The sequence below is a fragment of the Streptomyces sp. NPDC043878 genome (assembly GCF_056435735.1).
Genome location: NZ_JBWKDW010000055.1, coordinates 1 through 10141 on the forward strand (window position 1 = coordinate 1; position 10141 = coordinate 10141).

The 10141-nt window shown below is 73.0% G+C and carries 9 protein-coding genes; 5 read left to right on the plus strand and 4 right to left on the minus strand.

The genetic code is table 11. The features are described from left to right. Window positions 1-160: 160 nt before the first annotated feature. From AC07AZ_RS37820 to AC07AZ_RS37830, 3 genes are all read right to left on the minus strand, one after another. Window positions 161-349 carry a DUF5703 family protein gene (locus AC07AZ_RS37820; protein ID WP_005485166.1) on the minus strand — a complete coding sequence of 63 codons (189 nt, stop codon included), beginning with the start codon at window positions 347-349 and terminating at the stop codon, window positions 161-163. A gap of 627 nt (window positions 350-976) precedes the next feature. Further along, window positions 977-3463 carry a helix-hairpin-helix domain-containing protein gene (locus AC07AZ_RS37825; RefSeq protein WP_478855296.1) on the minus strand — a complete coding sequence of 829 codons (2487 nt, stop codon included), beginning with the start codon at window positions 3461-3463 and terminating at the stop codon, window positions 977-979. Then, on the minus strand, window positions 3460-4443 hold the full coding sequence (locus tag AC07AZ_RS37830) for an aldo/keto reductase (RefSeq protein ID WP_478855297.1): 984 nt from the start codon (window positions 4441-4443) through the stop codon (window positions 3460-3462). Before AC07AZ_RS37830 ends, AC07AZ_RS37825 begins: the two co-directional genes overlap by 4 nt. A 196-nt stretch (window positions 4444-4639) precedes the next feature. Here AC07AZ_RS37830 and AC07AZ_RS37835 point away from each other — a divergent pair, with 196 nt between their 5' ends. Further along, window positions 4640-5695, plus strand: coding sequence for an LLM class F420-dependent oxidoreductase (locus tag AC07AZ_RS37835; RefSeq protein WP_478855298.1), 1056 nt, complete (start codon window positions 4640-4642; stop codon window positions 5693-5695). A gap of 260 nt (window positions 5696-5955) precedes the next feature. Next, window positions 5956-6771, plus strand: coding sequence for a ferritin-like domain-containing protein (locus tag AC07AZ_RS37840; protein ID WP_478855299.1), 816 nt, complete (start codon window positions 5956-5958; stop codon window positions 6769-6771). A gap of 25 nt (window positions 6772-6796) precedes the next feature. Here AC07AZ_RS37840 and corA read toward each other — a convergent pair whose 3' ends face one another. Next, window positions 6797-7795 (minus strand): magnesium/cobalt transporter CorA, encoded by a 999-nt coding sequence (corA, locus tag AC07AZ_RS37845; RefSeq protein ID WP_478855300.1) that lies wholly within the window; start codon window positions 7793-7795, stop codon window positions 6797-6799. Between the two features lie 62 nt (window positions 7796-7857). On the opposite strand from corA, the gene AC07AZ_RS37850 reads away from it, so the two are divergent. The 3 genes from AC07AZ_RS37850 to AC07AZ_RS37860 all read left to right on the plus strand — a co-directional run bounded on the left by AC07AZ_RS37850 (window position 7858) and on the right by AC07AZ_RS37860 (window position 10046). Continuing rightward, window positions 7858-8544 (plus strand): histidine phosphatase family protein, encoded by a 687-nt coding sequence (locus AC07AZ_RS37850; RefSeq protein ID WP_478855301.1) that lies wholly within the window; start codon window positions 7858-7860, stop codon window positions 8542-8544. Window positions 8545-8658: 114 nt separating this feature from the next. Continuing rightward, window positions 8659-9249, plus strand: coding sequence for a DUF3090 domain-containing protein (locus AC07AZ_RS37855; RefSeq protein ID WP_356041750.1), 591 nt, complete (start codon window positions 8659-8661; stop codon window positions 9247-9249). Then, window positions 9213-10046 carry an SCO1664 family protein gene (locus AC07AZ_RS37860; RefSeq protein ID WP_478855302.1) on the plus strand — a complete coding sequence of 278 codons (834 nt, stop codon included), beginning with the start codon at window positions 9213-9215 and terminating at the stop codon, window positions 10044-10046. Before AC07AZ_RS37855 ends, AC07AZ_RS37860 begins: the two co-directional genes overlap by 37 nt. The last annotated feature ends 95 nt before the right edge of the window (window positions 10047-10141 follow it).

Consider the following 10141-nt stretch of genomic DNA (forward strand, 5'->3'; position numbering starts at 1 on the left):
CAAGGGGAAAGACCAAGAGGCACCCCCCGAAGGGAAAAGGGCGAGGTGCTAGAAAGAAAACACCCAAGAAAAAAACCACCCCCCCCCCCCCCCCCCCCCCCCCCCCCCCCCCTGGGGCGCGGGCCTCGCCTCGGCGGGGCCCGTCATGCTGTTCGGCGTCTCACCAGGTGGCACGGACCTGGCGGATGATCCGCCGTCGCAACCGCACCCTGCGGCTGCCGTCACGGAGCAGACTCAGGCGGTCCAACTCCCAGTGTCCGTACTCCGCGTGGTCTGTCAGCAGGCGTGTGGCGTCCTTGCGGGAGACCCCGCGCGGTACGTACACGTCGACAAATTCGTATTCCGGCATCGCATCTATTGTGCGGGCACACGCCCGGTACGGATAGCGTCTGCACTATGTCTGATGCTGCGCAGCCCACCGCTGCCGAGGTACGCGCCGCCGCCGAGGCGGTCAAGACCGCGCTCGACCGCCACCTGGCCGCGGTCGAACGCAGGTCCGGGGAGGACGATCCCGCCGTCTACGAGGCGTTCAACCAGCTGGCCGCCGCCGCCGAGGTGTACGACGAGCTGCTCTACGACCGCTACGACGAGGTCACACCTTTCGAGATCCCCGGTGCGGACGACTCGCTTCCGCCCTACACGGGCCCCGAGGAGCCGAACGCGCTGAGCGTGCTGATCCGCCGCGACTACGCCGTGGTGGAGCCGCAGCGGCTGCTGGCCCACGCCGAACGGATCGAGGCGGCCGACGACGACGGCACGGAGTCGGAGGTCTCCGCCACCGTCCACGGGGCGCTGGGCATCCTGTTCGGCGAGTTCGAGGCGGACGAGATCGCCTCCCGGCACAAGGAGTTCGGCCTGGAGGAGGGCGACTCCACGCTCTGGGTGACGGCCGCCGACGAGGCGGCGGAACCCGGTGAGTGGCTGGCGGCGCCCTTCGAGCAGATCGATCCGCAGCGGGTGGTCTGCCGCTTCGACGTCAGCGCGGTGTTCGACGACGAGATCGACGACGACCTCGGGGAGGACGAGGAACTCGAAGAACTCGAGGAACTCGAAGAGGGCGTGGAGGACGACACCGAGGACGACCTGGAGCCGCGGGACGCCCATCGCTGAACAGGCGCGCCGAGCGTAGGACGACGGCCGGGACCTGCGCGCCGAGCAGGGCGGGCAGCCGGGTCGTGCGGGGCTTCGCCGCCACCTCCGCCACCGCCTTCGGCAGCGCCTGCTCCACGCCGTGGACCACGGACAGATGACGGTCGGCCCGGCCGAACGCGGTGTACACCCAGGGGCGGCTGAGCGACTGCGCCGCGTCGCCGGGCAGCACCACGACCACCGCCGACCACCGGCACCCCACAGCCTGGTGCGCGGTCAGCGCCCACCCGTGCCGCACGCATCGCTCGACCCGCTCCTTCGGTACGACGACGCGCTCGCCCGCGCACGACAGGTGCAGCCCGTCGGCGTCGGCCTTCTCCACCCGGCCGGGCAGCGTACGGCCCGGTGCGGGGGAGTAGGCGATCCGGTCGCCGGGGTCGAAGCCGCCGAACCGGCCGGGTCCCGGGTTGAGGCGTTCCTTGAGCGCGGTGTTCAGCGCGCGGGTGCCGACCGCACCGCCGTGCCCCGGGGTGATCACCTGCGTGTCCTCCGCCGGGATGCCGATCGCCCGCGGCACCGAGTCCGCGACGAGCTGCACCGTGCGGTGCACGGCCTCGCCCGCGTCCCGCACCGGCACGATCACGACCTCCTTGCCGGGGGCGTCGACCTGGTTCAGCTCGCCGATGCCGATACCGGACACCAGCTCGCCCAGCGGCCCCGGGTCCGGCCGCCGCGAGGTGACCTGCGGGCAGGCCCGCGCCGCCAGCAGGTCCGCGAAGACCCGGCCCGGTCCGGCCGACCACAGCACAGCGGGGTCCCCGGCCAGCACCAGCCGGGCGCCGTCCGGCAGTGACTCCGTGACCAGGGCCGCCGTCTCGACGTCCAGCTGGGGCGCGTCGAGGACGACGAGCAGGTCGAGGTCGAGCGCGCCGTCCGTGTCCCGGCCCGGGCCCTCCACGCCGGCCAGCAGTCCGGCCACCGTGGCGACACCGGGGCCGGCGCCGTCGGGGGCTTCGTCCTGTGCGGCGGCCCGCGCGGAAAGGGCCGCGAAGCGGGCACGGCCGAGCGGGGTGTGGGTCGCGGCCCAGGCACGGAGCCCCCGTGCGCGCGCGGCGTGCAGCAGCGCCGCCGGTTCGGCCAGGGACGCCTCGGCGCCGGTGTGCAGCACCAGGCCGTGGCCCGCGACCGCGCGGATCAGCTCCGCGCCGGCGCCCTCGGCGGAGGCGGCGGCACCGTCCCAGTCGGCGGCCGAACCGTCCTCCTTGGGCACCGAGTTGATCAGCCGGGCCAGGCCGTCGGCGAGGCTCTCCTCAGCGAGGGCGTACCGCTCCAGGCCGACGAGGACACGCACCGGACGCTCCTCGTCCTCCGCCGCCTCGGCCTCTCGCGGGCCGGGCGCCCCGGACTGCTCCAGCGCGTCCTGGAACAGCAGGGCCTCGCCTTCCGCGACGGTGTCCTGCACGGCCGCGTCCGGGTCGGGCACGGCCTGGCGGCCCAGCGCGGTGACGAGCGCCGGCAGGTCCAGCGCGGTGTGCCCGGCCAGAGCCGCCTGCTCCAGCAGCCAGACGGTCAGGGACCGGCCCCGCCGCTCGTCGTCCGGTCCGCACTCCGTGCCGAGCAGGGCCCGCGCGAACCCGTCGGCCTGCTCCGGCCGCACTCCGCCGACCCGCAGCAACTGCCAGGGGTCCGCCCGCAGCAGGTCGTCCGCGCCCTCGCCGAGGGCGGCGACGACCTGCGGGGCGAGCGCCTCGGGCGCGCCGCCGTCGGTCAGTACGCGCCGCACGGCCCCGACGGTCTCCGGCGGGGCGACCGAGGGCGGGGCGACGGGCGGCGCGGCCACCGGCTGGGGCCTGGGCTCGGGAGCGGACCGGCGGGGTGCCGGGGCGGGTTCGCGGAAGGCGGTGGCCACGGGCTTCTCCCCGCTCTCCACGGCCCGTACGGCCGCGAGCAGGTCGGCGGCCGTGCCGCTGAGCTTGGTCCCGCTCGCCACGGGCTCCTTCCGCTCGGCCTTCCGCCGCTCGATCCGCTCCCGCTCCACCCGCTGGGCGGCCAGCTCGGCCTCTGCCTCGGAGAGCTTCGCGGCGCCCTCACCCTCGCCCGCGCCCTCCACCGAGACGGCGCCTTCGCTGTCCTCACCGGGCTCACCGGGCTCACCGGGCTCACCGGACTCTTCGATCTCGGCGACCGGAACCGCCTCCGCGCCCTCACGGGCGCCCCCGGCCACCCCGTCGCCCTCGCCCTCGTTCTCGCCGTCGTCCTCGGTCCCGGGCTCCGGCGCGCCGTCCTCCGCGGAGGCGTCCGGCGTTCCCCGCTCGGTGTCGAGAACGTCCTCGGTGTCGAGAGCGTCCTCGGTGGGCTCCGGCTCCGTGCTCACAGCGTGCTCCAGTCGTGATCGGGATAGCGGTGCAGCGGCGCCGACACATCGTCGAGCGCCCGGCAGATCTCGTCAGGAAGACTAAGGGCCTCCACTGACAACGCCGCCGTGAGCTGCTGCGCGTTGCGCGCTCCGACGATCGGCGCCGCCACCCCGGGCCGGTCGCGAACCCAGGCGAGGGCCACCTGGAGCGGGGTCACGGCCAGGCCGTCCGCCGCGGTCGCCACTGCGTCCACGATCCGGCTCGCCGTGTCGTCGAGGTACGGCGCGACGAAGGGCGCCATGTGTTCCGAGCCGCCCCGCGAGTCGGCCGGCGTCGCGTGGCGGTACTTGCCCGTCAGGACCCCCCGCCCGAGCGGTGAGGAGGGCAGCAGCCCGATCCCGAGGTCCAGCGCGGCCGGCAGCACCTCACGTTCGACTCCCCGCTGGAGCAGCGAGTACTCCAGCTGCGTGCCCGCCAGCCGGGTCCGGGTGCCCGGGGCCGCGAGCTGCCAGGTCGCCGCCTTGGCGAGCTGCCAGCCGCTGAAGTTGGACACTCCGGCGTAGCGGGCCCGGCCGCTGGTGACCGCGAGGTCGAGGGCCTGGAGGGTCTCCTCCAGCGGCGTGACGGGGTCGAAGGCGTGGATGTGCCACAGGTCGACGTAGTCGGTGCCGAGCCGGGTCAGTGAGTCGTCCAGGGCGGCGAGCAGGTGGCCGCGGGAGCCGTCGGAGCGACGGTCGGGGTCCGGCACACTGCCGGCCTTCGTGGAGATGACGAGGTCACGGCGGGGGACGAGGCCCTCGATGAGACGTCCGAGCAGGTACTCGGCGTCTCCGCCGCCGTACACGTCGGCGGTGTCGACGAGGGAGCCGCCCGCCTCCCAGAACGTCTTGAGGAGGTCCGCCGCGTCGTGTTCGTCCGTTTCCCGGCCCCAGGTGAGGGTGCCGAGTCCGATGCGGGACACGCGCAGGCCGGTGCGACCGAGATGCCTCTGCTCCATGAACGCCGAGATTACTGGCCAGAGCCTGTCGCGTGGGTGCCTGTGGATAACCAGTTTGCCCGCCGTGACCGGCGCGGGACCGCTCCGGGACCGGCCGTAGGCGACCGGTCACGCCCCGACCGCGACCTGCCCCGATCCGCACCCCCGCGCTATGGTTCGGCCCAAGGGACGTTACTGATCGGTAAGGGGAATCGGCATGGAGCTCGGGATCAACCTCGGCTACTGGGGTGCCGGAATGGACGGGGACAACCTCGCCGTGGCCCAGGAGGCCGACCGGCTCGGGTACGCCGTCTGCTGGGCCGCCGAGGCGTACGGCTCCGACGCGGCCACCGTGCTCGCCTGGGTCGCCGCCAAGACCGAGCGCATCGACGTGGGCTCGGCCATCTTCCAGATCCCGGCCCGTCAGCCGGCGATGACCGCGATGACCGCCGCCACGCTCGACTCGCTGTCCGGCGGCCGTTTCCGGCTCGGTCTCGGCGTCTCGGGCCCGCAGGTCTCCGAGGGCTGGTACGGCGTCAAGTTCGACAAGCCGCTGTCGCGCACCCGTGAGTACGTCGAGATCGTGCGCAAGGCGATGACGCGCGAGCGGCTGTCCTTCGAGGGAGAGCACTGGACGCTGCCGCTGCCGGGCGGCCCCGGCAAGCCGATCAAGCTGACCGTGCACCCGGAGCGCGAGCACATCCCGCTCTACGTCGCGGCCATCGGGCCGAAGAACCTCGAACAGACCGGTGAGATCGCCGACGGGGCCCTGCTCATCTTCCCGTCCGCCGACCACATCGAGGACACCGCGATCCGGTACCTGCGCGCGGGACGGGAGAAGGCCGGCCGGACCCTCGACGGCTTCGACGTCTGCCCCACGCTGCCGCTGGCCGTCGGCGAGGACAAGGACGTGGCCCGGCTCGCCGACACCTTCCGCCCCTACACCGCGCTGTACGTCGGCGGCATGGGCAGCCGCCGGCAGAACTTCTACAACCAGCTCGCCCAGCGCATGGGATACGAGAAGGAGGCCGCCGAGATCCAGGACAAGTACCTGGCCGGCGACAAGCAGGGCGCCGCGGCCGCCGTACCGCACGACCTGATCGACAAGACGACACTGCTCGGCAGCGTCGAGCGGATCGCGGACCGGATGAAGGCCTACGCGGCGGCCGGGGTCACCACCCTGACCCTCGCGCCGGCGGGCTTCACGCTCGACGAGCGGATCGCCTCGCTGCGGGCCGGTACCGAGGCACTGGAGCGCGCCGGGCTGGCGTGAACACGACGGCTGCACGACGGGACCGTGCGCCGGGGGAGTTTCCGCGGCCGTGGTGGGGGCTCGGGGGTCTTCCCCGCCACGGCCGTCACGCGGAACAACGCACGGCGGCCCGCCCGGTTACGCCCCCGTCGTGACCGCGGCGCTCCTCCGTCCGGCGGAGTCGTCCGACACAGCTGTTGCGGCACCTCTTCCACCCCATTTGACTCGTTCTCCGGGGATTCCTGCGGAATGGCCCAGAACGCTGCGGAGAGGTGCTCACGATGCTTTCGGCGAAGAGTCTGTTCCGGGAGATCCTCGACGATGACGAGTCCTTCCGGCTGTTCTGCTCCATCGCGGCCAGCGGGGAGGCGCAGGGCGGCTGGGAGAACGCGCGCATCGCCGCCCTCGTGCCGGCCGCCGCACGCGAACTCGCCCCCAAGATCACCCGGCACGGCGCCGACGAGGACAAGCACGGGCGGATCTTCCACGCCCTGCTGAGGAAGCGCGGTCTGCGGCCCGTCCCCGTGCCGCCCGAGACCGACTACACGATGCTCCTGGAGAAGCACGGCATCGGCCTCGCGCACGAGCAGCTCAGGGACGACCGGCCGCTGAACGTGCGGGACGTCGTCGTCTACCTCGCCCACAGCCGCGTCACCGAGCAGCGCGCCTCCGAACAGATGCGGCTGCTGCGCAGACACTTCGCCGACCACGCGGACATCGGGCGCGCCGTGCGCGTGATCTCCGACGACGAGGACAACCACCTCGCCTACTGCCACGAGGAACTGCTGCGCTTCGCCCGCGCAGGTCACGGCCGCGCCATCCAGTGGGCGCTGCGGGAGTGCGCGCTCGCCGAGATCCGCGTCTACCGGGACGTCAGCCTCGCCGTGATGGCCCACATGGGACACATCCTCCGCTGGCCGAGGACCAAGGCCGCGGTCCTCGCCGCCGCCATCCACACCGTGTACGCCTACGAGCGGCTCGCGGGCTGGCGCCGGATGGTCAGCCTGCGCATGCCCGAGCGCCGCGACGCGCTCGGCGGACCCGAGCGCCGCGACGCGCTCGGCGGACCCGCGGTCGCCGCCCCCGGGTTCGTCTGACGGGGCACCGCCGTCCCGCGCGTGCCTACAGCCAGCCGCGGCGCTGGAACAGCCGGTACAGCCCGAACTCCAGTACGACCATCACCGCGATGACCGCGGGATACGACCACACCCAGTGCAGTTCCGGCATGTGGTCGAAGTTCATGCCGTAGATCCCCGCGATCATCGTGGGGACCGCGGCCATCGCCGCCCACGCGGAGATCTTCCGCATGTCGTCGTTCTGCCGGACGCTCATCTGCGCGAGATGCGCCGACAGCACGTCGGAGACCAGCCGGTCCAGGCCCTCCACCGACTCGTTCACGCGCGTGAGGTGGTCGTTGACGTCCCGGAAGAAGGGCCGTGCCCTGTCGCTGACGAAGGGCACCGGCGCGCCGGACTGGCCCACGCCCGACAGCCGGGTCAGCGGCATCGTCAGGGGTCCGGTGGCCCGGCGGAACTCCAGGATCTGCCGCTTGAAGGTGTAGATCCGTGACGCGGTGTGACGCGAGCCGCCGCCACTGGGCGAGAAGACCTCCGTCTCCAGCTCCTCCAGGTCGGTCTGCAACTCGGTCGCCACGTCCAGGTAGTGGTCGACGACGGCGTCCGTGACCGCGTACAGCACCGACGTGGGGCCCTTGCCGAGCAGTTCGGGTTCCCGCTCCAGCCGGTCCCGCACGGCACCGAGCGAGGAGCCCTCGCCGTGGCGGACGGTCACCACGAAGGAGTCGCCGATGAACAGCATGAGCTCGCCGGTGGAGACGGCGTCGCTGGCCGGCTCGTAGACGACCGGTTTGAGGACCAGGAACAGCGAGTCGTCGTACACCTCCAGCTTGGGCCGCTGATGGGCCTTCAGGGCGTCCTCCACGGCCAGCGGGTGCAGCCCGAACTCCTCGGAGACGTGGTCGAACTCCTTTTCCGACGGCTCGTGGAGGCCCACCCACACGAACGTGTCGTCCTCGGCACGCGCCTGGCCGAGGGCGTCCGAGAGGTCCTCGGAACCCTCCGTCCGGTGCCCGTCCCGGTAGATGGCACAGTCGACGATCACGGACCGTATTCTCCTTCCGCCCTGCGGCCCCCGCCATCGGGCGGACGCCTACGCTGGTGCGCATGCCCACTCTGATCCTTGTCAGGCACGGACGTTCCACCGCCAACACCGAGGGACTCCTCGCCGGGTGGACGCCCGGGGTCGCCCTGGACGAGCGCGGTGCCGCCCAGGCCGCCGCGCTGCCCGGGCGGCTCGCCGGGCTGCCGATCGCCGAGGTCGTCGCCAGCCCGCTGCAGCGCTGCCAGGAGACGGTCGCCCCGCTGCTGGAGGCCCGGCCCGGACTGCGCGCGCACGCCGAGGAACGGATCGGGGAGTGCCACTACGGCGACTGGTCGGGCCGCAAACTCGCCGACCTCAAGGACGAGCCGCTGATGGAGGTCGTGCAGGCGCACCCGTCCGCGGCCGCGTTCCCCGGCGGCGAGTCGATGCGGGCGATGCAGACGCGGGCGGCCGAGGCGGTGCGCGAGTGGAACGCGCGCGTGGAGCGCGATCACGGCGCCGACGCGGTCTACCTCATGTGCTCCCACGGAGACGTCATCAAGTCCCTGGTCGCCGACGCGCTCGGCCTCCATCTCGACCTCTTCCAGCGGATCGCGGTCGAACCCTGCTCCGTCACCGTCATCCGCTACACCCGGCTGAGGCCCTTCCTCGTCCGGCTCGGCGACACCGGCGACTTCGCGTCCCTGGCGCCGCGCGAGGAGCCGCCGGCGGACGACGCCCCGGTCGGGGGTGGTGCGGGCGCACCGTGATCGTCGGGCGCAGTAGGGTGAAGCGGTCGCAAGCGCGCCGTACCCGCCCCGCGGCGACGCGGAGGCGGGGCCGGCCGGTCCCATGCCGATCCACGATTCCACTGGAGACAGGACGTGTCCCGTCAGGTGTTCCTCTACGACCCCCCGGACCGTTTCGTGGCCGGTACGGTCGGACTGCCCGGACGCCGTACCTTCTTCCTCCAGGCCACCGCCGGTCCCCGGGTGACCAGCGTGGCCCTGGAGAAGACGCAGGTCGCCGCGCTCGCCGAGCGCATGGACGAGCTCCTCGACGAGGTCGTACGCCGTAGCGGCGGCAACGCGGCGGTCCCGGCCGTGGCGCCCGCCGACGTCCCCGACACCGCTCCGCTGGAGGCGCCCGTCGAGGAGGAGTTCCGCGTCGGCACCATGGCTCTGGCCTGGGACGGCGAGGAAGAGCGCATGATCGTCGAGGCGCAGGCCCTGGTGGAGCTCGACGCCGACACCGACGAGGACCTCGCCGAGGCGGAGGAACGTCTCCTCCAGGACGAGGAGAACGGCCCCCCGATGCTGCGGGTCCGGCTCACCGGCGTACAGGCGAGGTCCTTCGCCAAGCGCGCCCTGGACGTCGTCAACGCGGGGCGCCCGCCCTGCCCGCTGTGCAGCCTGCCGCTCGACCCGGAAGGACACGTATGTCCGCGCCAGAACGGATACCGCCGCGGAGCGTGAGGTCCGGTCCGCTGCCGCCCGCCGAACTCCTCGCCGAGGGCGAGCTGACCGTGCGCGGCCGCATCCGCGAGGCGTCCAACGCGGCGCTGTACTGCACGGTGAGCCACGACGGGCAGGAGGCGTACTGCGTCTACAAGCCGGTCGCCGGCGAGCGGCCCCTGTGGGACTTCCCGGACGGCACGCTGGCCCAGCGGGAGGTGGCCGCCTACGAGGTCGCCGAGGCGACCGGCTGGGGGCTCGTACCGCCCACGGTGCTGCGGGAGGGTCCCTACGGCGAGGGGATGTGCCAGCTGTGGATCGAGGCGACGCCCGAGACCGAACTGCTCGCCCTGGTGGACGGTGAGGAGCCCGGCCCGGGCTGGAAGGCGGTCGGCTTCGCCGAGGTCGGTGAGGGGAAGACGGCGCTCCTGGTGCACGCCGACGACGAACGGCTGCGGCGGATGGCCGTCCTCGACGCCGTGATCAACAACGCCGACCGCAAGGGCGGTCATCTGCTGCCCACCGAGGGCGGCCTGCTGTACGGCATCGACCACGGGGTCACCTTCAACGCCGAGAACAAGCTGCGCACGCTGCTGTGGGGCTGGGCGGGGGAGCCCCTGACGGACGAGGCGGTCACGGTCCTCAAGGGCCTCCAGGAGGCGCTGACGGTGCCGGGCGCGCTCGCCCGGCGGCTGGCCACGCTGATCACCGGGGCCGAGCTGGACGCCACCCGGGCCCGCGTCGACGCCCTGCTGACCTCCGGGAAGCACCCCGAGCCGAGCGGCGAGTGGCCGGCGATCCCCTGGCCGCCCGTCTAGGGGCGTGTTTCGAAAGTCCCGTCTGCCCGGCGACGCCTGGCACGCACGCTCACCGCGTTGTCGGGATCGCCCCGATACAACCAGTATCGGGGCGA

Bases quoted from the DNA above. Each gene is read 5' to 3' on its own strand.
- AC07AZ_RS37830 (WP_478855297.1), bottom strand. From the start codon at position 4,443: ATGGAGCAGAGGCATCTCGGTCGCACCGGCCTGCGCGTGTCCCGCATC.
- AC07AZ_RS37860 (WP_478855302.1), top strand. From the start codon at position 9,213: ATGTCCGCGCCAGAACGGATACCGCCGCGGAGCGTGAGGTCCGGTCCG.
- AC07AZ_RS37850 (WP_478855301.1), top strand. From the start codon at position 7,858: ATGCCCACTCTGATCCTTGTCAGGCACGGACGTTCCACCGCCAACACC.
- AC07AZ_RS37840 (WP_478855299.1), top strand. From the start codon at position 5,956: ATGCTTTCGGCGAAGAGTCTGTTCCGGGAGATCCTCGACGATGACGAG.
- AC07AZ_RS37835 (WP_478855298.1), top strand. From the start codon at position 4,640: ATGGAGCTCGGGATCAACCTCGGCTACTGGGGTGCCGGAATGGACGGG.
- AC07AZ_RS37820 (WP_005485166.1), bottom strand. From the start codon at position 349: ATGCCGGAATACGAATTTGTCGACGTGTACGTACCGCGCGGGGTCTCC.